General features: G+C 44.1%; 21 protein-coding genes. 12 read left to right on the forward strand and 9 right to left on the reverse strand.

Annotated features, from left to right (window positions below):
* Positions 1 to 56 precede the first annotated feature (56 nt).
* The 5 genes from ASL11_RS30040 (at position 57) to ASL11_RS30060 (ending at position 5919) form a co-directional block, all read left to right on the forward strand.
* Positions 57 to 905 carry an SDR family NAD(P)-dependent oxidoreductase gene (locus tag ASL11_RS30040; RefSeq protein ID WP_056623049.1) on the forward strand — a complete coding sequence of 283 codons (849 nt, stop codon included), beginning with the start codon at positions 57 to 59 and terminating at the stop codon, positions 903 to 905.
* A complete protein-coding gene (locus tag ASL11_RS30045; RefSeq protein ID WP_235550619.1) occupies positions 892 to 2427 on the forward strand; it encodes an AMP-binding protein in 1536 nt (511 codons plus the stop codon). The genes ASL11_RS30040 and ASL11_RS30045 overlap by 14 nt, the downstream gene beginning before the upstream one ends.
* Before the next feature lie 446 nt (positions 2428 to 2873).
* Positions 2874 to 3569: a DUF421 domain-containing protein gene (locus ASL11_RS30050; protein WP_235550620.1), complete on the forward strand. Its 696-nt coding sequence runs from the start codon at positions 2874 to 2876 to the stop codon at positions 3567 to 3569.
* Between the two features lie 42 nt (positions 3570 to 3611).
* Positions 3612 to 4328, forward strand: coding sequence for an ABC transporter ATP-binding protein (locus tag ASL11_RS30055; protein WP_056623058.1), 717 nt, complete (start codon positions 3612 to 3614; stop codon positions 4326 to 4328).
* Positions 4312 to 5919: a hypothetical protein gene (locus tag ASL11_RS30060; RefSeq protein ID WP_056623061.1), complete on the forward strand. Its 1608-nt coding sequence runs from the start codon at positions 4312 to 4314 to the stop codon at positions 5917 to 5919. The genes ASL11_RS30055 and ASL11_RS30060 overlap by 17 nt, the downstream gene beginning before the upstream one ends.
* A gap of 57 nt (positions 5920 to 5976) precedes the next feature.
* On the opposite strand, the gene ASL11_RS30065 is transcribed toward ASL11_RS30060, so the two are convergent.
* The 4 genes from ASL11_RS30065 to ASL11_RS30080 form a co-directional block, all read right to left on the reverse strand.
* The gene (locus ASL11_RS30065; RefSeq protein ID WP_056623064.1) at positions 5977 to 7065 is read right to left on the reverse strand and encodes a Gfo/Idh/MocA family protein; all 1089 of its coding nucleotides are present in this window, start codon (positions 7063 to 7065) and stop codon (positions 5977 to 5979) included.
* 82 nt (positions 7066 to 7147) lie between these two features.
* Positions 7148 to 7576: an arsenate reductase (thioredoxin) gene (gene arsC, locus ASL11_RS30070; RefSeq protein WP_056623067.1), complete on the reverse strand. Its 429-nt coding sequence runs from the start codon at positions 7574 to 7576 to the stop codon at positions 7148 to 7150.
* A 30-nt stretch (positions 7577 to 7606) separates the two neighbouring features.
* Positions 7607 to 8899, reverse strand: coding sequence for an arsenic transporter (locus ASL11_RS30075; protein ID WP_056623068.1), 1293 nt, complete (start codon positions 8897 to 8899; stop codon positions 7607 to 7609).
* 9 nt (positions 8900 to 8908) lie between these two features.
* Positions 8909 to 9232, reverse strand: coding sequence for an ArsR/SmtB family transcription factor (locus tag ASL11_RS30080; protein ID WP_157257104.1), 324 nt, complete (start codon positions 9230 to 9232; stop codon positions 8909 to 8911).
* Between the two features lie 342 nt (positions 9233 to 9574).
* On the opposite strand from ASL11_RS30080, the gene ASL11_RS30085 reads away from it, so the two are divergent.
* Positions 9575 to 11011, forward strand: coding sequence for a PAS domain S-box protein (locus ASL11_RS30085; protein WP_056623071.1), 1437 nt, complete (start codon positions 9575 to 9577; stop codon positions 11009 to 11011).
* A 51-nt stretch (positions 11012 to 11062) separates the two neighbouring features.
* On the opposite strand, the gene ASL11_RS30090 is transcribed toward ASL11_RS30085, so the two are convergent.
* From ASL11_RS30090 to ASL11_RS30105, 4 genes are all read right to left on the reverse strand, one after another.
* The gene (locus tag ASL11_RS30090) at positions 11063 to 12247 is read right to left on the reverse strand and encodes an MFS transporter (protein ID WP_056623073.1); all 1185 of its coding nucleotides are present in this window, start codon (positions 12245 to 12247) and stop codon (positions 11063 to 11065) included.
* Between the two features lie 273 nt (positions 12248 to 12520).
* The gene (locus ASL11_RS30095; protein WP_056623076.1) at positions 12521 to 12886 is read right to left on the reverse strand and encodes a winged helix-turn-helix transcriptional regulator; all 366 of its coding nucleotides are present in this window, start codon (positions 12884 to 12886) and stop codon (positions 12521 to 12523) included.
* 42 nt (positions 12887 to 12928) lie between these two features.
* Entirely contained in the window at positions 12929 to 13513 is a 585-nt protein-coding gene (locus ASL11_RS30100) for a TetR/AcrR family transcriptional regulator (protein WP_056623079.1), read from the reverse strand.
* 4 nt (positions 13514 to 13517) lie between these two features.
* Positions 13518 to 14384, reverse strand: coding sequence for an alpha/beta fold hydrolase (locus ASL11_RS30105; protein ID WP_056623082.1), 867 nt, complete (start codon positions 14382 to 14384; stop codon positions 13518 to 13520).
* Between the two features lie 228 nt (positions 14385 to 14612).
* On the opposite strand from ASL11_RS30105, the gene ASL11_RS30110 reads away from it, so the two are divergent.
* Positions 14613 to 15209, forward strand: a complete 597-nt coding sequence (locus ASL11_RS30110; protein WP_056623084.1) for a TetR/AcrR family transcriptional regulator — start codon at positions 14613 to 14615, stop codon at positions 15207 to 15209.
* Positions 15210 to 15364: 155 nt separating this feature from the next.
* Complete coding sequence (locus ASL11_RS30115) at positions 15365 to 16186, forward strand: SDR family oxidoreductase (protein WP_056623087.1); 822 nt, start codon at positions 15365 to 15367, stop codon at positions 16184 to 16186.
* Positions 16187 to 16235: 49 nt separating this feature from the next.
* On the opposite strand, the gene ASL11_RS30120 is transcribed toward ASL11_RS30115, so the two are convergent.
* A complete protein-coding gene (locus tag ASL11_RS30120) occupies positions 16236 to 17039 on the reverse strand; it encodes a hypothetical protein (protein ID WP_157257105.1) in 804 nt (267 codons plus the stop codon).
* A gap of 802 nt (positions 17040 to 17841) precedes the next feature.
* Between ASL11_RS30120 and ASL11_RS30125 the strand changes: the two genes are divergently transcribed.
* The 4 genes from ASL11_RS30125 (at position 17842) to ASL11_RS30140 (ending at position 23483) form a co-directional block, all read left to right on the forward strand.
* Complete coding sequence (locus ASL11_RS30125) at positions 17842 to 19860, forward strand: MGH1-like glycoside hydrolase domain-containing protein (RefSeq protein WP_056623093.1); 2019 nt, start codon at positions 17842 to 17844, stop codon at positions 19858 to 19860.
* A 279-nt stretch (positions 19861 to 20139) separates the two neighbouring features.
* Positions 20140 to 20997 (forward strand): ABC transporter permease, encoded by an 858-nt coding sequence (locus ASL11_RS30130; protein ID WP_157257113.1) that lies wholly within the window; start codon positions 20140 to 20142, stop codon positions 20995 to 20997.
* Between the two features lies 1 nt (position 20998).
* Positions 20999 to 21871 (forward strand): carbohydrate ABC transporter permease, encoded by an 873-nt coding sequence (locus ASL11_RS30135; RefSeq protein ID WP_056623095.1) that lies wholly within the window; start codon positions 20999 to 21001, stop codon positions 21869 to 21871.
* Between the two features lie 64 nt (positions 21872 to 21935).
* Entirely contained in the window at positions 21936 to 23483 is a 1548-nt protein-coding gene (locus ASL11_RS30140; RefSeq protein ID WP_056623098.1) for an extracellular solute-binding protein, read from the forward strand.
* Positions 23484 to 23547 lie beyond the last annotated feature (64 nt).

Genomic DNA, 23547 nt, shown 5'->3' on the forward strand with positions numbered 1-23547 from the left:
TTTCAGTGAAGATGGCATAAATAACACTTTTCCTTCAGGCTAGAAAGGAGAACCCAATGCGTTCTTTTAGTATACTCGCATATCTCTTATTCCCACCGACGAAATTAAACAGACAGAAGCTAGAGCGCCAGCTAGCAGGCAAAACGGTCCTAATAACCGGTGCCAGTTCCGGAATCGGAGAACAACTGGCTTATCTACTTTCCGATATGCGGGTTCATCTGATTTTGGTAGCTAGACGAGAGGCGAAGCTCCAGGCAATGCAGAGTGAAATCGAAGTGAAAGCAGCAGCCCGCGTAAGTGTGTTCCCTGCGGATCTTCGAGATCCGAAAGAGATGGAGGGATTGCTAACCTTTCTCCATCAACTGCCAGATGGGCTCGATATCGTCATAAGTAATGCGGGTCATTCGATCAAGCGTTCTATTCGGGAGTCGTTGGACCGTTATCACGACTTCACGCGTACGATGGCGATTAATTATTTCGCGCCGGTTCAACTATTGCTCTCTATCATACCGCTGCTTGAACAAAAACAAGGACATATCATTAACATTTCGACGGTCAATGTGATGCTTATTCCCTTGCCTCATTGGGCGGCGTATCAGGCATCGAAGTCAGCTTTTGACACGTGGTTTCGGTCTGCTGCACCTGAACTGAACATGATGGGGATCGCCACGACCTCGATCTATCTCCCGCTTGTAAGAACGCCTATGATTCTGCCAACCGCAGCTTATCGCAAATTACCGGCTATGTCCCCAGATCAGGTCGCCAAGATAATCGGTAAGGCTATCTATACCAGAAGGCAAACGTTCAAACCGTGGTGGTTGATTTTCGGAGGGCAAGCTTCCCTATTTTTTAGAACAATGCCTAGATTATCAAGGAAAAAGGGTAGTGGCCATGAGGATGTTTAAACTAATCTATGTGTTATATCAAATTAGGCTGCTCTCGCTGGTTGCTTTATTCCGGTTAGCCTCCGTCATCTACGCATCGGGCACCAATCTGATGACTCTGTTGCAATTTGCAGCAAGAACCTATGGTGACAAAATCGCGTTAGCGGATGAGCAGGAAACCTTGACGTATAGTCAATTGTTTGCACAATCCAAACAACTTTCGGCCCATTTAGAGAAAGAATACCAACTTACTGGCGGTAAGAGAGTGGGTTTCTTGTGCAAAAACCACGCATCTCTGGTGAAAGCCATCTATGCGGTTTCTTTTACAGGGGCGGACATCTATCTAATGAATGCGGAAATGAGTAAGGATCAATTGCAGGGGATTCTGGCGAGGAAAGATTTTCACCTTGTGGTCTATGACGACGAACTAAGTGCTTTACTTGAGCAAACAACGTACATGAATGCCAAATTGCCCAGCTATCATCCTACCTCATCTGCGATCAATCACTTACCTGTTACATCTGTTTTTGAAAAAAGAAAACAAGGCCGAGCGTCTTCCGGGAAATTAGTGCTGCTGACAGGCGGAACAACAGGCAAAGCCAAAGAAGCGGCGCATCAACCATCGCTATTCAATTATTTGAATCCTTTCTCGGCATTCCTGACCCGATTGCAAATCCTGAACAAGCATACAGCCTATATTGCGACGCCTATTTATCATGGTTATGGTGTAGCCGTGTTGCTCCTTTTCTGCGCTTTGGGCAAAAAAGTTGTGATCCATCGTGGATTCGATGCAGTGAGAGCCTGTCGATTGATTCGGGAGCATCAGGTTGATATCGTAACGGTAGTTCCTTTAATGGTTCATAAAATGTTGAAAACGAACGCAGACGATCTGAAATCCCTGTCTTGTATAGCTTCAGGCGGAGCTGAGCTCAATCCGAAACTGGTCCAAGAGACGCTAAGTCAATTGGGAGAAGTTCTGTACAATCTGTACGGCACGTCGGAGGCGGGTTTGAATATCATTGCAGTTCCGCAGGATTTGACCTACTCCGCACACACGATTGGCAGAAAGATTAGCGGTGTTCATGTAAAAGTCATGGATGATCAGAAAGTAGAAGCTCCTATTGGCAGTGTAGGTCAAATTTGTATTCGAAACAATTGGTCGATGCGAAACAAAGCAAGTGCATGGATCGAGACCGGCGATTTGGGTTATCGGGATGAGAAGGGGTATTACTTTTTGCGTGGGAGAGTAGACAGTATGATTGTTTCTGCGGGGGAGAATGTGTTTCCGTTCGAAGTGGAACAAATCTTGCTCACTCACCCCTTCATCGAGGATGCAGCCGTCATGGGGATAGGGGATGAGCTTTTTGGACAGCGATTGAAAGCGTGGATCCAGTTAGTACCTGGTACGGAAATGACGAAAGACGAACTCCTTGATTGGTTGCGCGTTAGATTGGCACGATTTCAGTTGCCCAAAGAGATCATCTTCGTCGAGCATTTGCCCTATACACCTTTAGGGAAGTTGGATAAAAAGGCGTTGAAATAAGAAATGACCACCACAGGATATCATTGTGATGGTCATTTTTTTAGAGGAATGGTCTGAACGGAGAACATGGTCTAGATTCCACAAGGAAAATGGCTAAGAGATCAAACAGAACTAATGGGAGGAGAAATGGCAGGAACGAGATGTGCGCTTTCTTTCCATTTCGTGTTTGTTTCAAATAGACCTTGTGGCCGTCGACTTTCACAATCGTGCCACGGTAAGTGCCATGTGTTGTTTTTATCGTAACTTCTCGGTTAAGGTACTTTTTACAAATTGCATAAGAATCTGATCGCGTCAAGGGAATACCCCCTTTCTAGCTTTAATAATCTAGTATATGCCCGTCCCATAGAACAAGTGTGTGTGTTTAGAAATTCAGCATACTTTAATAAGGTTCATTATCAATATGTGGTATTATTTGTTATACAAATACTCCGAAGGGAAAGATGAAGGTGGATACCAGTCTTTATGTAAGTATCGGTGTCAAGCTTACAGTCGCTTTAATAGGTCTTTTGATCATGACTAGGCTGCTGGGGAAAAAAGAGATCTCCCAATTGACCGCCTTTGATTTCGTTTCTTCTTTAATGCTTAGCGAACTGGTCGGCAATACGATTTATGACGATGATATTCATCTTAGCCATCTACTATTTGCTCTGATTATCTGGACGCTTCTAGCGCTAGGTTTGGAAAAGTTTATCGCACGGTTCCCCAGACTTTCCCGCTATGCCGCGGGAACGCCAGATCTGATTATCCGAGCAGGTGTGATTGATTTCAAGGCAATGAAGCGCAACAATCTCGATTTCGCCCAATTGGGCATGCTGCTTCGGGAAAATAATATTTTCTCGCTGCGCGAAGTGGCCTATGCCTTGTTCGAGACGAACGGCAGCATCAGCGTGCTGCTCCAGAAGGACCCGGAAAAGATCAGCGGCAATGCAGAAGACCATCAAGGCACCGTCAGCCTTCCCGCCTACATCATTGAAAACGGCAGCATCAATGAAGATACATTGAAGCGCCTTGGGCGAGACAGGAGTTGGGTGGAGCAGCTTTTGCTGCTTAGCGGAATTACGCATCATGAGCGTGTGCTTTTCGCGGAATGGTCGGATTCGAGTGGTCTGTATTATCAGCTAAAAGAAACAAATAAAGCTTAGTCCGATACCCTCAGCGTACTGAAACGAAAGGAGGAGCAGCAATTGCGTCTGATCTTAGAAAATATCGTTAAGCGATATGAGGATAAACAGGTACTTCAGGGAGCCGGATTTACCTTTGAGAAAGGGAAGATATATGGGCTGCTAGGGCGCAACGGAGCAGGCAAAACGACGTTGTTCGACTGCCTGAGCGGAGAGAAGGACATGAATAGCGGACAGGTAATGTTGGAGGAGAATGGCCACACGCGGAAGCTAAGCGAGCAGGATGTTGGGTATGTGTATTCGTTGCCGATTCTACCCGAGTTTCTGACGGGCTATGAGTTTGTGAAGTTTTTTATGGATATTAATCGGGGCAAGCTGCAGATGGAGCAGACGATTGATGATTATTTTGACATGATGAGCATGACAACGGAGGATCGCCATCGGCTGATTAAAGGCTACTCGCACGGAATGAAGAATAAGCTGCAGATGTTGCTATTTCTCATAACGAAGCCGCCGATCATTCTACTCGATGAGCCGCTCACCTCCTTCGATGTCATTGTTGCACTGGAGATGAAGAATATGTTAAGGGAAATGAAGAGTGATCATATTCTAATTTTCTCCACGCATATTTTGCAATTGGCTTCTGATTTGTGTGATGAGCTGATTGTGTTGAACAAAGGGAAATTGTCTGCCGTGCCGTCCGAGCTGCTGCACAGCGCAGAATTCGAGCAAGCGGTCATTAATTTGCTGAAGGATGAATCCCATGCTGAGAACGCTTAATACGCTGCTGGCTATTCGTACATCCATTAGGGTAAACCTACTCATGTATTACATTCAGAAGCTGCCGTTAATCGGCAAGCTAGTAAAGAACAGCTTCTACGCTAATTTGGATTTCAAAAAAGCTATTTCTGTTATTGTGCTGCTGTTCAACCAGTTATGGGGAGTCATGCTTCGATTTGTGTATCTGGGGGTTCTGATATATTTTCCTGTGATCGGAATAGGAAAGGGATTGTCAGAAGCAGATCAGCTGCAGCAATTTATACATATTTTTACCATCATCAGCTTTGTGGCGGCAGCCTTCAGCAGCGCGACTATACTTGAACCAAAGCGGGAGAAATACATAGCTGTTAAGCTGATGAGATTGTCTCCAACGAGATATATGTTGGTTTCGCTAGGATATCGCTACGTGACTTTTTTGGTGTATCTACTACCTGCGATGATACTGTTCGGCACACGCTTGGGAGCAACCGTCTTAGAAGCAGTTCTGTTATCTATATTGATCACATTATGGCGAATTCTAGCGGAGTATGTGCATCTTAAGATTTTTGAGAAAACCAGCATTGTATTGATTAAACAAACCGCCCTCGTCTGGAGCGTCCTTATTGTTGGATATGCCGCTGCCTATTTGCCGCTTCTGCTGGGCAAGGTTCTGTCTACAGAATCGTTTCTTATGAGTTTGCCTGTCTGTATCGTTATTACAGCTGGAGGGCTGTTTGCAGCCATTAAGCTGGTTTGTTATTCCGGTTACCGAGGAGTTGTTGATGCCGCAAGCAAAAGGGATGATCCTCTGCTGGATATAGGTCGTATGATGACGGATGCACAGATGAAGAGCGTGAAGTCAAAGGATAGCGACTATACCTTGAATCCGAACCAGCAGGATAAGCTTGAGACAAAGGAAGGCTATGCTTATCTAAACGCAATTTTCTTTCTCAGACATCGCAGCCTGATTAGCAGCCCTGTTAATAAACGATTAGCTATCATCGGCGCTTTCGGAGTGGCGGGAGTGATCTTCATGGTCCTATTCCGAGGTCAGTTGAAGGACCAGCAATGGAGTTTGGAAATGATCTTCCCCTTCTTGCTTCTGATCATGTATTTCATGTCGGTTGGAGAGAAAATATGCAAAGCAATGTTTTACAACTGTGATCTAAGTTTGATGCGGTACGGCTTCTATCGCAGCGCAGCCTATAGCCATTTCCTGATTCGTATTAGAAGAGTGATGAGCTTAAACATGGTGATTGCCGCCACTCTTGGGGTGTCACTGACAGCTATTAACGTTTCAATAGGAGGGGAGTGGCTGAGCAGAGAGCTGCTTATGCTTTGGGTCTGCGTTCTATCATTGTCCGCTTTTTTTACTGTGCATCATTTGTTCATGTATTATATTTTCCAACCGTATTCGACAGAACTAAATATGAAAAACCCACTGCATCTCATCGTGAACATGGTTGTGTCATCCTCCTGCGGTATTAGTATTATTTTGAGAATATCGGTAGTACCATTCACTGTTACTATATTGGCTATGACGCTAATTTACTTGGCTGTTGCCCTTGTTCTTGTGCAGAAGTACGGGGAGAGAACGTTTCGGGTGAAGTAATCTGGCTGCGGTAGTTCGTCAGCAAGTAAAGGCACCCCAATGGGGTGCCTTTACTTTTCATGCGTTATCAGCCCATGGTTGACGAATTGACACGACTGTCTCCCCGGTTCTAATCGCCTGCTCAATCAGCATGCCGATATAGTGGTCCTGAGAAGCTTCCGGAAGACCATAAAATCCGGGTCCACCCTCGGCATAAATCGCCATTTTCTTCAAACAGACTGCAATAGCAATTTCATCGTCATATAATCTAGCAGGCATGAAGGGGTTTTCATATACCCATTGTTCTCCCGCCATAATACCTTTAAGGAAATAACCTTCCGCGTTCTCATACTCACCTTTATTGATACGCTTTAATTCCATTTGAATCTGTGTACAGGAAGGATCTTGTATGCTAATCCGATTATCGAATATTTCTCCCCGTTCCCCCCTAATACATAAATGGTTTGAGCGGGTCCATGAACGATGTTGATCTTTGGTGAAATCGTAAATCCCCAGCTTTCCACCAAAATCCAACCAAGCTAAATCTCTTTCTGACTTGATTAATTTATCTTCAGTAGGCGGACCGCTTCGGTTCGGACCAGCGACCCAATCGGATTCAAATTTCATTCCCTTAATACTGACTTCTTCAAAGCGCACGCCTAACATTTTCCGTATTAAGCTTACTGCATGATAGAACTGAGATATGGATACGGTCACTTGATTAACATTGCCTAACTGTCCTGACATAATAATCTTATGTCGGGCTTCTTGTATAGGATGAAATTGGTATTGTTCAGCGATTTGAATTCGCGCGCCTTGACGGGTAAGCTTGTTGTGCAGCTGCATCAAACCATCCAGATCAGGTGCAGGAGGTGTTTCTGTAAGTACAGGAATTCCTCGTTCCGCCAGCTGCAGCATATAATCGATAGCGGCCGATGCGTTGATAGATAGGACAACAAAGTCAGGTTGTTCATTCTCCAAGAGCTGATCCAGTGACCGATAAGTAGTCACTTTCCATAAGTCTTCCATCGACCTTCCCTTGGATTCGTCACGAATAACCATTCCGCTAATACAAAATTGTTCTGGAAGAGCCTGTGCGATTCTTAAAAAATACTGTGCGCGAAAGCCTCCACCGCCTATAATGCTGAATGTTATTGGTTTCCCCATCGATTACACCGCCTTCTTCAGTCGTAGCTTCGTTGTATCAAATATAAATTTCATAGTCAAGCTTTAGAATCTATTAATCATGTTACTTGCCTTCCTTCACAAATTGTTCGATCCTGTTTTTAATGGAATCACGAACTTCATGGAATTTAGCAGTAATTTCATCTTCCGTCCCAGTTGCTTTTGCAGGATCGTCAAATCCCCAATGCCATCTTACTGCTTTATCATTTCGAACAACGGGGCAGTTGTCGTTAGCATGACCGCACAAAGTAATGATGTAATCCGCTTGAGCCAAAATTACTGGATCAATCACATCAGAGGTATGGTTCGAAATGTCGATACCAGCTTCTTTCATCGTTGCTACTGCACGTGGGTTTAATCCGTGAGCTTCTAAACCGGCACTTTTCACTTCGTATTTATCCCCGCCTAAAGCTTTTAAATAGCCATCAGCGATTTGGCTGCGGCATGAGTTTCCTGTGCAAAGAAAATAAACGAAAGGTTTTTTGTTATCCATGGTTGTAGTTCTCCTTTTTTTTGTATGGGATTATGCAATAATGTGAAGCCATAAATAAAGTCCTGTAAGTGTAATCAAGAGAGTAGGGACAGTAAGGATGACACCTGTTTTAAAATAATTGCCCCATGTGATTTTTACACCTTTGGTAGACAAAACATGTAACCATAAAAGTGTTGCAAGTGACCCGATCGGTGTAATCTTAGGTCCAAGATCACTTCCTACAACGTTGGCGTAAACCAATGCTTCTCGAATAATCCCATCTGTGTTTGTACCTTTGATGGCTAGAGCATCAATCATAACGGTCGGCATGTTATTCATGATGGAGGACAGTATAGCAGATAAGAAGCCCATTCCCACTGTCGCAACAAACAATCCTTGTCCTGCCATGTTCTCAACCAACTTTCCTAGGGCATCGGTGAGACCGACGTTTTTAAGGCCATACACCACTACATACATCCCGATTGAGAATACAACGACAGCCCAAGGAGCATCTTTGATCACTCGTGTAGTTTCGATTACCTTACTAGATCTAGCCATCCAAATGAAAATCAGTGCCACGAAGCCTGCGATGATGGAAACAGGGATTTTAATAAATCCACTAATCACATAAGCGACGAGAAGGATGCCAAGAATAACCCACGACATTCGGAATAGCCGATGATCTTTGATGGCATCTGAAGGCTGCTTTAATTCCTTCATATCGTAATTCGTTGGTATGTCCTTTCTGAAGAAAACGAACAAGACACCCAGACTTGCCGCCAATGAAAATAGGCTTGGTACGATCATGCGGCTTGCATAGGTGACAAAATCGATACCGAAGAAGTCCGCCGATACGATGTTGACTAAGTTACTGACGACAAAAGGCAATGAAGTGGTATCCGCAATAAAACCACTCGCCATGATGAACGGTAAAATCATATGATCTGGAAGTTTTAACGCTCGAACCATTGCTAATACAATCGGAGTTAGAATCAATGCGGCACCGTCATTGGCGAAAAATGCGGCAACTGCCGCACCTAACAAAATGACATACACGAACATGAGTCTTCCATTGCCTTTCGCAATTCGCGCCATATGCAAGGCTGCCCATTCAAAGAATCCGATTTTGTCTAAAATTAAGGAAATGAGAATTATGGCGACAAAGGCGAGTGTGGCATTCCAAACAATAGAGGTAACCGTCATTACGTCGTTAAAAGACACAACTTGGAAGAGAAGAGCAAGGATAGCGCCACCAGAAGATGACCATCCAATGTTGAGGCCCTTAGGCTGCCAAATTACAAAAGCTAATGTAAGCAGAAATATAATTACCGCTACGTAAGTCATGGTTTCCTCCTAATCGCAACAGTTTAGATCTTTACATGATATTGCGTTTACTTTTTCTTTTTGCGAAGGCAGGTACTGAAAAAACTCGTGCAGAAAGGGTTTATCCTCAATGTTTAACGAATAAAAAACCCATTGGCCCTTTTTCGCTTCCTTTACTAAACCACCGGCTTTGAGCTTTCGCATATGCTGGCTCACATTGGGCTGACTAGTTTGTATGAGTTCAACAATCTCGTATACGCATAGCTCACGTTCTTTGAGCAGGGAGAGAATAGTGAGTCTCATTTTGTCCCCAAGAAGCTTACATACATCAGATAACCTTTCAATTTCAGGCAAAATAACTCACTCCTTTACTATTCTTAATCATTTTCTCGACTCAGATTTCACTCGTAAATCATTATATAATTATTCAGTTATATAATAAAAGTTAAGGTTTTGTAAATTACTAACTGGAATAGATTTAACTACAAAGCAGCAAGTTTTTAAGTAGGGAACTATATTCAATCGGCAATAATCAAAGCAATTAAATAACGCAGAATTAAAGTAGGGGCTTGCTCGCGGCAGCTCCTTTTTTGTGTATTAAAGTGACGGAAGTTTAATGTAACTTTATCAAGTGGTAGAATAAACTTAAAAACATTGCAATTCCTTGCAATGTAACTGCTTAATCGGAGGATTCGGATGTTATCTCATTTCAATGACCATAGTCTTTTTTTTCATGTATTTGAGAAATCTTCAATTGGAATGGCTTTGATATCTTCTGACGGAAGTTTTTTACAGATGAATCCATCTTTATGCAAAATGCTAGGGTATAGCGAAGGTGAATTACTAAATCTCGGTTTGACATCTGTCAGCCATCCTGAAGATTTAGAAGCGGATCTAGAAATATGCCGTAAATTGGTGCAGGGTGAAATAGATGGTTATCACATAGAAAAAAGATATATTCATAAATCTGGGAGCCTATTGTGGGGGCTTCTAAATGTTACTGCTGAAAGGAATGAACAGGGAATTAAGGGTAATGACCTATTCATTTGCCAAATTGTAAATATAACCGAACAAAAAGTGAAGGAAGAAGAGTTCAAGAAGATTGAAGAACTGCACAACCTTATTTCTGAACATTCACAGGACGTTATTTTGCGTTTAACGCCAGATGGAATGATTACATATGCCTCGCCAGCTATCCGCAACCAACTCGGATATGCGCCAGATGAGCTTATCGGAAAATATGCCTATGACTATTGGCATCCAGATGATATGAACGGTGGCTGGTTACGGCGAGGTAATTCCGATAATTCTGATAGCAGAATATTTATATATCGTCTTCGGCATAAAAATGGTCATTATATTTGGCAAGAATCGCACTCTAAAAAAATAAGGAATGCTGCAGGAGATGTTCAACATGCTATTAGTATGGGTCGTGATATAACAGAACGGGTACATTCCGAAGAATTAATCCGCAGATCAGAGAAACTTTCCTTAGTTGGCGAACTTGCAGCTGGGATCGCCCATGAAATTAGGAATCCCTTGACCAGTTTACGAGGATTTATGCAAATGTATGTGAAAGAGGATATGGATGGTAGTAAGAAATTACGTAATGAAGTCATGTTATCTGAAATTGATCGCATTAATGAAATTGTAAGTGAGCTTTTAGTGTTAGCAAAACCTTCAAATGAGGCTTTTGAGTTAAGGGACGTTGTACATATATTAAATCACGTTACAAGATTATTGGAAGGACAAGCCAACCTACATAACGTTCAAATAAAGCTAGAGTTAGATGACAATTTATCATCCATTCAGTGTCAACGCAGTATCAATCAAGTATTTATCAATGTTTTAAAGAATGCGATTGAATCCATGCCTAAAGGTGGAGACGTAACAATACAGGCCAAGCAAATGAACGATAGCATATATATTCGAATTAAAGATGAGGGTTATGGAATCCCGCAAGAAGAAATAACCAAGATTGGGAATCCTTTTTTTACTACAAAAGAAACAGGAACAGGGTTAGGATTAATGGTTTCAATGAGAATCATCCAAAACCATAATGGGACTATACGAATCGAAAGTGAAGTTGGGAAAGGGACGATGGTAGAAGTAGTTTTGCCAATCGTTAGATAGCGATATGCTATTCCATGATGCGGTCATTCTAGCGAATGATAGCCAAAGCGGTTAAAGGTTATATCCTTTTTGCACTGAAATGGCTTGCGTCATTTTACTCTTCTGGAAGGAGACAATCGCTGCTAGGAAAGCTATAAGTAATGCAACACTTGCGACCCACGGATTGTACAAGACTGTTGAATTCAATGTCGCAGCCATGCCTCCCACGCTCGCACCGCTCGCAAGACCTATCTGCGTCACAGAAATGTTCAGGCTTATGATGAGATTAGAAGATTGCGGAGCTTTCGCGATAAAGTAGCTTTGCGTAGCTGGTCCCATAATGAACATTGATATGATCCACAAGGATAAAAGGGCAATAGCAAGCGGGAACAAGTGGATAGCCAGAGGCAGAAGCAAAAGCGTAACAACATGAAAGATCATGCTAATGACCATTACCGGCACGCTTCCCCATTTGTCAACAGCGGAGCCGCCAATGCGGGAGCCGATTGCACCGGCAATTCCGAATGAAAGCATGATGATCCCGATATCGGAAGCGCTCCTATGGAGAATTGTATCTAAGAATGAAGATAAATACGTGAACAAGATGGAGTTACCAGTTTCTCTGAACAGGACGAGAAGCAAAGCAGTCAGAATAACCGGATTCGCAAGTATGGTGAATTGCCGGCTGAACGAAACAGAAGCGTCTCCTTGGATCTCCGGTAGCATGAGCATCATACAGATCATAATGATGAAGCTGCCAGCGGCTAAGAAGAGGAATATCATCTGCCAACTGAATATATGGGTCAGTGCAATTCCAATGGGTACCCCAAGAATCATAGCGCTGCTGAAGCCGAGAATGATCGTGCCCATTGTGCTGCCGATTTTTTCAGGCGGGACCATTTTGGCTGCGGCGCTGAATGCGGCTACAAGCAAGACACCGGAGCTCACTCCCAGTATCATTCTGGATACGATCAACAGTGTGAAACTGGAGCTGATGAATGAGACGAGATTGCCTACTATAAAAACAAACATGGCGAGGAGAAGTAGCTTCTTTCTTCCCATTCGTGCCGTCAGTGACACGATGACTGGCGTTCCAATTGCGAACGCTAGCGAATAGACAGTAATGAGCTGTCCGGCAAGAGCGACGGAGACATGTAATTGATCAGCTAACACATTCAGAATGCCAGCAATGACCAATTCAGAAGTAGCGGTGAAGAAAACAGCTAGGGTTAGCATGTAAATGACTTTTCGATTCATAGAAATCATTTCCTTTCTCTCGTGAATTCCAGCCTCAGGGTAGGTAGCCCAAGAAGCTGTAGTGATTGTCTAAACTCTTGGCCGCGTCCGGTGGAGTGAGTAATTCGATTATATTCGAGTTACTTTATTAAAGTAAGAACGCAAAGTATTTGGACGTAATCCAACTAGTTGGATCCGCTTACTTAAAGTAAGTTAATATTGTTGATCCACGACAAAAAACCGCTAAGTAGTTATCCACTAAGCGGTTGATTTTATGCTGTTCTATTCAGATCTTCAGTCAGTAGGTTCCTGGGCTTGCATCGTATTACCCCACTTTTGGACCCATTTATCCATTTCCTTCAAAGCCACTTGAAAATCGGTGCCCTTCTCCGTCAGCGAATACTCAACGTTTACCGGGACAGTAGGATAGACCTTGCGGTGCACGAGTCCGTTTTTTTCCAAGTGTCTGAGAGTGTCGGTGAGGGATTGGGTCTTGACGATGGATAGGTTCCGCTGAAGCTGATTAAACCTCTGTGGTCCGTTAAGCAGTTCTTCAAGAACAAGGAAGGCCCATTTGGCGCCAAGAATCTGCAGTACCTCACAGATACTGGAACCGGCTTTCTCCTTGGAGTTGTTGTTATGACTGGCTTGTTCGTCCATCGGAATACTCCTCCTATAACAATCTCCAATTATTCTTTTGTATTATCTCTTTTCAACAAATCTCAATAGCGTATTCACTTTGGGAGTCACATATCCCTTGCCTAAAACCATTACACCGGAAAGGATTGTAAGGTAGCTTGCGATCAATTCCTCCAGATTCCCATCCGCGACTTCCCCTCTTTGTTGTCCTTCCTCAAATAAAGGAAGCAAACGTTTGACGTAGACATCTACCGGGTACTTTTGAATCAGCTGGCTGACTTCTTCAGGAACCTCTTCAAAATTCCGTGCCCGATGGAGCAGCATAAAATACGGAGCTCCACTCTCATCGAGCATGCCTTGTGTTAGAATTTTAATTTTTTCGATCGGAGATCCCGTCATATGGCTCAAATTGTCCATTTCTTGCATCGAAGCTTCAATTGCTTCGCGGACCAGGGAGATGAACAGTTCTTCCTTCGTTTTAAAATAATGGTAGAATAACCCATGGCTCACACCTGCTTCGGCGGTTATCATGCTAATTTTCGTGCCTGGAAGGCCGCGCTGGGCAAAAATTTTGACTGCAGCCGACGTAATCTGCTGTTTGCGTTCTTCGTAAATTTTTTGAAGTTGGTCTTCCTTTAAACGCGGCATATATTCAATCTCCTTCGGAAATAAGAAAAAAGTTGGTAAGCAGGTTCACTATCTGGTCAGGCCCGCCGTCATTCTCTGGACCAAAATGGTCCAGTTTGTTCACGGTTTCCAATGTCGACAGTGCAATCGTTCGGTTTAATTCCTTCATCATTTCTTTCGTAGAGTCTGAGCTCTTGCCCCCTTGAATCAACAACATATCAGCATGGATACTGTTGTAATTCAGATAAGAAGAAGAGAGCCGCTGCACCTCACGGTGCTCATGTAAATTTTGTGGAAGTAATTGGGCGGTTTTACTCCAATGGTTTCCGCGTACCATGAGCCTCAAGATGAGTTTTGCATACCAATAGGGGAGCCGCGTTAAAGGGGTATGACCCATCCCTCTTACGAAATGTGCAAATGCCCCAAGTTGATCATTCTTGAGCATCGCTTGCTCGTAACGCAGCATCCAAGCGTCGTCCATCGGATTAATCAGCACGCCAGGTTCATACAAAGCTACTTTGGTGATTGAAGCGTCCATTCTAGCCAGCTCTAGAGAGACAAGCCCACCATAACTATGTCCAATCAAATAATCGGCGCCTGTCGCGTCCCGGATGGCTTGAACATCTTCACATTCTTTATTCATAGCATACTCTAGACCCTGAGGACCACTCAAGCCCCGGCCTCTCCGATCCATGAGGTGAACGGTAAAAGAGTGAGAGAGAGCAATGGCTAAACGAGTATAATCATTCGAATCCCTTAATGCAGCATGAACAAGTATGATCCCAGGACCTTTGCCGATCGATTTGTATCCAATCCGTGTTCGGTCACTCGACAGGATCTCGCACTGCTGAAACAAGCTTCGTTTATTTGAAAAATCTTTTGAGGTTGGCATATTTGATGACCTCCTTTTGATTGACTGTGTCAGTCAATTAAAATATATTACATGAAGCCATTGTCTGTCAATGGCATCTTTAGAGGAGGACATGCGTTAGGTCTCTTTTATTTCTAAAGCACAGTCTTAAGGGAGCATGCGAGATGTTACGGAGGATTGACTTATGCAATAGCTTGATATAAGATTAGAACGATCATTCGATCTAATGTGAACGGAAGGAGGCAGAACATGTTCGAACGATACAACAAAGTTCAGAAGGCGGTCTTGGAGACAACGTTGCATCTGATCATCGACCGGGAGTTGCAGGCCACATCGATGTCATTGATTGCCAAGGATTCTGGTGTCTCAACAGGAAACATCTATCATTACTTCAGCAGCAAGGAAGACATCATTAATGAGCTTTACAAGGCTATCGTCTTGTTCAACGGTGAGTTCGTAACTAAAGACCTGAACCAGGCAGATTCCGTAAAGGAACGGTTCCATCTGGCTTGGAGAAATGTATTCGAGCTAGGTAGGAAGTATCCGAAAGGTTTTCGATTCATTGAGCAGTACTCGTTCTCACCGTATATTTATGAGCAGACCAAGGAGGAAGCCATCAATGGTGGATGGTGCGGGCCGCTTGAGAAGCTATATCAGCAGGCAGTCAATGAAGGTATGTTCGTCGCGCTAGAGCCGCGCATGATGGTTCAGATGCATTACGGTTCCATCGTTTATCTTCTGAAGTTATATCAGCGAGATTCTCAGAACCTTACAGAAGAAGTCGTCGATCAAGCCATTCTCGCCTGCTGGAACGCGGTGAGCAAAGAAAAAGGTTCGAACAGTTAAGTTCAGCCTACTTCTTTTATCACTTATAGATTGAACGTTCGATAGAATGATTATTGTTGCAAATCGCATGGTTTAATAAAGTAAAAAGTACTTTACACGTTATAGAATGAACGTTCATTTTACAAGAACGAAAAATGAGTATCGGAGGAATTACTATGCCAACAAAAACAATTTTTATTACGGGAACTAGCACGGGGCTAGGCAAGCTGACGGCAATTCATTTTGCGAACCTCGGCTGGAATGTCGCCGCGACGATGCGCACCCCGGAAAATGAGACGGAGCTGATTGCATACGAGAATGTGAAGCTTTTCAAACTGGACGTTACGAACCTGGCGGAAGTCCATTCTGCCGTCGATGATGCGATTGCGGCCTTTGGGAAAATCGACGTCGTCGTCAACAACGCAGGAATGGGTGTCTATGGGGCACTGGAATTGGCGTTGGAAGAGACGATCGATTGGCAATATGACGTGAACGTTCGTGGACCAATCAATGTCATTCGAAAATTTGTACCGCATTTCCGAGCCGTAGGTGGAGGCATGTTTATCAATATTAGTTCTTTCATGGGTTTCACAACGGCGGTTCCACTTGGCTCCTTGTATAACATGTCTAAATTTGCACTGGAAGGCTTGACGGAAGGGCTGTATTACGAGCTTAAACCATTAAATATCGAGCTTCGACTCATCGAGCAAGGCGGCTCTACGGGCAACAATTTTAAGAATAACATCCGATGGAACAAAGACGAGAGTATCACGGCTTATGACGACCTAATGAATAAAATTACCACGTTGATGGATAATAGGGATAGCAGCAATTTGGATGATCCGCAAATCATCGTCGATGCCATCGCGGCTCAAGCCATCGGAGAAAGCAAACAATTCCGGACGGTCATTGGTGAGGCAGGTAATAACTTGTTGGCGCTGCGGAAGTCGCTTCCTATTGAGGAATACTTGGAAACGATGTTGCAAAACTATAAATAATATTCGATAAGTAGCGGCCGATCCTAGTGGATCGGTCGCTTTTTTAAGATTAAGCTGCCTCTTTAGGTTTTCTCCAGTACCATAGGGTGCTAAAGATGAGATAGAGCCCCATGACAGCCGCAAGCAGTATAAGAGTGAATTCCGACATGTTCGCCATGGAATCAAGCCAACCGATTCTTTTCATGACGAACAGACTGAGGTTAAAAACGATCCCAATCAGCAGAATGGACCATATAGATGAAAGGCGTACATAGATGGATCCATAAATGAATCCTAACGCTACACCCAGAAGCTGCATCGCGATTCCTCCCGGCTGTAATGCCGCAATAATCAAAGCGATGACTAGAATTGACCAGAATACGGGAACGTGTTTCCGGGCTTCGTTAAACATAATACCGATGAACAGGATGAGCTCAAGTGCTGTGGTGAGCACGGAGGAAAGTATAATGTAAACGAAAGGAACAGAGGCGAAATATTCTTCTGTAAAATCATTGAACGTTGGAAGGTTGTAGGAAAGAAGTAGTTTCATGGAGGCAGCATTCAATAAAGTGAACGCCAGCCCCATTGTTATCATGTGAATCGAAAAGCTCAGTTTGATTGGCGAAAAGCTGCTAAGACTCCAAAAGTTCACCGGTGTCTGTTTCAAAATCCGATATTTAATGGCATAAACAATTGCGGAAAGAGCGATCGTAACGACAAGTACCATGAATACCTGGATGGGGATGTTTTTTCCTTGTCCGAACTGTCCCCATCCTAATAAAGGATCAATAACGACATTGTAGAGGCAGATGACTAAAATGATGACCATCACATAGAGTAAGTAATTTCCCAGCATCGATACATATCTCTTCATGAGATTCGCCGTCCTTTCAAATATGGTAAATAACGCTATGCCATAACGCTAATCGGGTTAATAGTGTATTTTCGACGAGAATAGAATGATGGCATAACGCTATTTCTACTTTTATTTTAAATAAGAGTATGTAGAAGGGCATTAACGCTATGCCATAACGTTATTTGAATATTATCCGAACTTTTCCAAAGTATAGGATGATTGCATAACGTTATTTATAACGTGAAATGAGCATGGTGATGCGCTTCGGATTTCGAGCCCGCTGTATGTGCCATTATTCTATTTGTATTTACGAGCCTTATTTTAATGAGAGTAATTCAAAAAAATCAAGAAAACTAATAAGAGCTTTTGACGCTCCGGGAATGAATTTATTTCTTTGAGTTAATGGAAAACAATAGTTCAACCAATACAAGACGAAGTGATTGGGGTGAAAAATTTCTCGAGTTAGCTGCTCGGTTCGATGCTATTGTGGCTCAAAATGATAGGGTTAACGGAAAACATGACAGTTGAAGAAATTTATGAACGGGTTTTAAAAAATTCAAAAAGTTGAGTCCCCTTGTTTAAAGGACCTAATTAAAACGCCTTCGTTGGAATCACTCCAACAAAGGCGTTTTTTCTATCCATCCCTGCAGAAAATGACAACGAAATAACAGTTGATGATTACTTTATGCTTGTTTAGTCGGTCTCTTCGGCTCTGAAACTAAGAACCAACAGAATGAATATCGACGGAAACGGCGTACGCTCTTTAAGATGAGGATGTCGATGCACGACGGACTGCACATGGAAAAGGATAGGTGAAACCATGAATTATCATTTGAATGACTTTGCATTTGATTTGCGAGCTAGTGTGGCTCCAGCTAATCACTTATGGGTATGTAGCGGATATAGTACTGTTGCTCCAATAGCAGGTACGGTGACTGGCGTCAGCGGTTTATTCTCTCCGCCGTTTGGCGCACAAGATATGGAAGTACTGCTTGATTTCATGGTAGACGGACATCGTATTAGCGATACAGGTAACAAGGGGAAAGGGGATTGCGGTCTATTGTATTCAGGTGCCGAATGGCGGCCGGACCGAATCGAACGGACAGGAACGTACCACTACTTCGTGGAAGAACGCCTGATTTCACTCTCCATGCGAAGCTCACTTGTTCCGCTTGCGGATCGTGCTGGATTTGTCCTAACGGTAAGAGTTATTAACCGGACAGACCGCAGTATCCAGCTAGACATCCTTCCGAGAGTTACGCCAGGACGTCCCGGCATCCAATCCCTGAACGATTGGGATTTCGGCCATCCTTCTATGGGCGCGGAGGTGCACGAAGTCGAAGCGGGCATATGGGAGAACGATGATGTAAGGGTTATTTTTTTACAAGAGGCAAGGGAACCTGTGCTTATTGTACCTGGGCAAGAGGCGGTGTACCGTTTGGCTATCCTGCTGACGAAGGCTCAAGAATCCGTATGCTTGGATGAAAATTTAGCGGCATGTGAACGGCATGCATATGAGGTCTGGGAGGACCGGATTCAGCGTTACTGCGGGTCAATCCCCAAGTTGACCAGCGACATTCCCGGTCTTGAAGATTACTACAGACGTTCGCTTGTCAGCGGTCTGATCTGTCTATGGGAGCATCCTGAATTTGCAATGCAGCCTTTCCCAGTTGTAGCAGGGATGGAAGGCGCCGGAATTTGCTGTTATCCGTGGGATACCGGAGGTTATGCAGCTCGGATGCTAGGACTGATGATGGGCAGTGATAAAGTGATCGAGCTGGCGCACATGATGGCGCAAAGCGGTATTGAGCGGCATTCGAGATTCGCTCCTAGCGGTCTAGGGAAGGATGTTCCGTATTCGTACAGCCTATGGTCCTTCTTCAATTTGGTCTGGTGCAATGTAACACAGTATGGTGAAGGTTTGGAACTCTATGATTTGATGAAAAATTTGCTGCTTCACGATGAAGAACGGCTGCCGGCCTGGGGCGAATTGCTGGATTACGGCAAGCAGCATAATCTGCTCGAAATGAGGAGCGCCGCTCATGAGCATGTCGTATCCAGCCCCAACGCCGAAAGAGCATGGTGTTATGATCGTTTGGCCGACATGGCAGAACGTCTTGGACATGCCGAATCCGAAACATGGCGAGACAAAGCCAGCCGTATCCGTGCGGCGATTCGGGATCACTTATGGGATCCAGAAAACGGATGGTTTCTTTGCAGGTACCCTAACGGGCATGTAGAGCGGGTGTACACGATTCAAGCATTCGATACATTAAGAATGGGTGTTTGCAATGCGGATATGACCAAGGCTTTACTGACGCATTTGAATGACGGAGCTTTTCTTGGGCCTTACGGTGTAAGCAGTATATCTGCCGAAGATACGCTGCATTATGAATTGAATGACCCCGACTGGTCTGGCGGAGGCAGCTATACCGGTGAGAGCCCGACACTCGCGCTTACGTTGTGGGAACAGGGTCAGCCCGCGTTAGCTTGGGATGTCCTGAAGCGATTGTTCTGGATGGGCAAACATTTGCCTTATTTCCCACAGGAGCACTATAGCGACCGACCTGCCGTTCCGAGCCATAAGCGGGGTAACATCATAGCTGGCCTTACTGGCACGGAAGCACTGGTGTTTGGCATGGCGGGCATCAAACCGAAGTTGGATGGAACGTTAGAAATATGTCCGCAGCCACCGCATGAAGGAAGTGTCTCGATTTCTGGGTATCGTTATCGCGACCAACAGATTGACGTCCACATGAAGCCGAACCATTGCACAATTGTACGTAATGGAGAGCCCGTATATAGTGGAACTCCTTGCGCCTATATCCTATTCAGCTAACCAACCAAAGGATAGCAGATGACAATGGCACGGAAGAAAATGATTATAAAATGATTATTTGTTGGAACAAGCAACGAAATGAATATCGACGGAAACAACATGTGGCAATTAACATGAAGGCAGTGAACGATTGTTGGAGGATGTGACTGACCTATGAATAGAACAACAGTCCAGAGAAAGCGTGTGCTGACGCAGGCGACTTCAGTGGGTACATCGCACAAACCTGGATATCTGAAGCAGCTATGGCTAGATATCAATAAAGAAAAACTGCTGTACTGTATGCTGATTCCAGGCCTTTTATTTTTCATCTTCTTTAAGTATTTGCCGATGCTGGGGGTGGTCATTGCCTTTCAGGATTATCAACCTTTTGCGGGGATCTTAAAAAGCCATTGGGTCGGCCTGCAGCACTTTCAGCGTTTTTTCACGAATCCGGATTTTTGGAAGCTGTTCAGAAATACGCTCGTGCTGGCAGTTTACAATCTGCTCTTTTTCTTTCCACTGCCTATTATTTTAGCTTTGATGCTGAATGAGGTTCGGAAGGAGTTTTTCAAAAGATTCGTGCAAACCATTATTTATATCCCGCACTTTATCTCGTGGGTCGTTGTTGCAGGGTTGACGTACACCTTGTTTACAACGGAGGGCGGTATTGTGAATGAAGCTCTTGCTTACATGGGCGGAGACAAGATTAATTTCTTGTTAAGTAAAGATTGGTTCCGTTCGATGATTACATCGCAAGTTATCTGGAAGGAAACCGGCTGGGGAACGATTATTTTCTTAGCGGCACTCTCAGGAGTCGATCAGCAACTTTATGAAGCTGCACGAATGGATGGAGCCAATCGGTGGCACCAACTTTGGCATATTACGTTACCCGCCATCCAAACGACGATTGTCTTGTTGCTTATTTTAAGACTAGGTAGCTTCTTGGACACTGGCTTTGAGCAAATTTTCCTCATGTTGAATTCCGGAAACCGGGAAGTAGCTGAAGTATTTGATACGTACGTTTATACGTCCGGTCTAGTGAATGCGCAATTCAGTTACAGTACGGCGGTGGGGTTGTTTAAATCTCTCGTAAGCCTGATTCTGGTCGTTTCTGCAAATGCCATGGCAAAGAAATACGGCGAGGAAGGGGTTTATTAGCATGAGAGATCGTACCATAAGCAGCAAAGTCTTCGATGCAGTCAATTATTTGATGCTTTTTATCGTTGCGGTAATTACGGTGTTGCCGTTCATTTATGTTATATCCGGTTCACTCGTAGCGTCGGAAGAGCTGCTTATCAAAAAAGTTGTACTATTTCCTACGAAGTTTTCGTTGGATGCTTACAGATTCATTTTTTCCACCAAAATTATTTACACAAGCCTATTCATCACCATATTCATTACCGTTGTCGGAACGCTGATCAATTTGCTGCTTACTACGCTAATGGCCTATCCGTTAGCACGCAAGACATTGCGCGGCCGGGGTAAATTCATGCTGTTAATCGTCATTACGATGCTCTTCAGCGGAGGTATGATCCCCACGTTCCTCGTTGTCAAAAGCTTTGGATTACTGGATACGTATTGGTCCCTATGGATCCCTTCGGCGATCAGCGCGTTCAATCTGATTTTGTTAAAAAACTTTTTCCAGCAACTTCCTGAGGGTTTGGAAGAATCGGCGAAAATGGATGGCTGCAATGATTTGCAGATTTTGTACAAAATCGTTATTCCCTTATCCTTACCGGCTATGGCCACGTTCGCGTTATTTTATGCGGTGGGGCACTGGAACTCGTACTTTACTGCCATTATGTACATCAATGATGCGAAAATGTGGCCCATACAAGTATGGCTGCGCCAAATCGTTCTTCTATCGGCAGGCGGTTTTACCGATGCCAGTGCAGCTTCGGAAATAGCAGCTCCACCTCAAAGCATCAAATACGCGGTTATCGTCGTTGCGGCTGTTCCGATATTGCTTTTGTACCCATTCTTGCAGAAACATTTCGCCAAGGGAGTTTTGCTAGGTTCGGTTAAAGGATAGACGCTCAAGACTGGTAAGATCGTCTTTCTTTCTATACAATAAAATGAAATAACGGAGGGTTTGTATGCGAAAAACAAAGGGTCAATTGAAAACAGGTTTAGCTGTTACTTGCACGACAGTCATGATGGCGTCCGTATTAGCGGCTTGTGGAGGTGGGGATCCCGTAAGTGACACTACAAAGAATACCCCTGGTAGTACTAGTACCGCTCAAAAGCAAATCAAATTCAGCATGATGTCTCCTTTCTATGGACAACAGCCGCCGGCAACAGATGATACGAACGCTGCTTTTAAGGCCATTCAGGAGCAGACCAATAGCAAGATGGATATAACGTTCGTCCCTGGTGCGTCCTATAATGATAAGCTGAATGTGACGATCGCCTCAGGCAATCTCCCACAAGCGATGGTCGTCTTAGACACCAAGAATTCGGCGATTATCAATGCTGTTCGTTCCGGCGCTTTCTGGGAAATCGGCCCGTATCTCAAAGATTTTCCGAAAATCAGTAAGTATTGGAATGAGAAGATCGCTAACAATATCTCCGTAGATGGTAAAATATATGGGCTATACCGTGACCGTCCTTTTGCCAGAAAAGGTATCATCTTCCGCCAAGACTGGCTCGATAACCTTGGGTTGCAGCAGCCCAAAACAGTAGATGACCTCTATAACGTTGCGAAAGCATTCACATTGAATGATCCGGATAAGAACGGTAAGAATGATACCTACGGTCTGACTTTGACCGATGATAATTTGATCACCGATGCGAGTCTTGTCCTTGTTACTGCGTTAGGCGGCTTTAATCAGTGGGGCGTGCAGGACGGCAAGGTGATACCTGATTTTATGACCAAAGAATACATGGATTCACTCAAGCTGCTCAAAAAAATGTATGATGAGAAGCTGATTAATCAGGACTTCGGCGCCATCAAAGGAACTAAGTTGCATGAAAACATCAATTCAGGCAAAGCCGGTATCTATCTTGCAAGCATTGATGACGCACCTAATAAACATGCTGATTTGTACAAATTGAATCCGAAGGCCAAAATGGATTTCGTCATTGGTCTGCAAGGGCCGAAGGGAGTTAAACTGCCTGCGAATTCAGGCTATTCGGGCGTCTTCATGTTCCCTAAATCCAGTGTGAAGACAGAAGCGGAACTGAAGGATATATTAACTTACTTCGAGAAAAATCTGCAGGACGATGTATTGAAAACGTTTGCGTGGGGTGTGGAAGGCGTTCATTATAAAACAGAGAACGGTAATCCTGTGTTCACCAATGAGCAGTTGTACAAAGACCAAGTTGGTGACTTAGGGCAGCTTCGCATCGCACCTTCAACCTTAGCATGGCCGACAGAACCCGATATGGGGAAAAAAGTGAAGAAGCTGTATGAAGAAGGAATGCCGAATGCTGTGCCAAGTGTCATTGAGCCGTTTCTTTCCCCGACGAAAACTCAGCTGGGCTCGGAGCTTGATAAGCTGATCAACGATGCTCGTGTTCGTTTCATCATGGGTGAGGTTGATGAGGCCGGGTTTAACAAGGTCAAGGAAGAATGGAGCAAAAAAGGCGGCGATAAAATCATCGAGGAATTTACAGCCGAGTATAAAAAAGCTCAACAAAAATAATTGTTATGCGAAGCGGCGCTTCTTCCCTGTCAATGACCGGGAAGAAGCGCCGCAATTATTGACA

Source organism: Paenibacillus sp. Soil750, assembly GCF_001428045.1.
Lineage (GTDB): Bacteria > Bacillota > Bacilli > Paenibacillales > NBRC-103111 > Paenibacillus_E > Paenibacillus_E allorhizoplanae.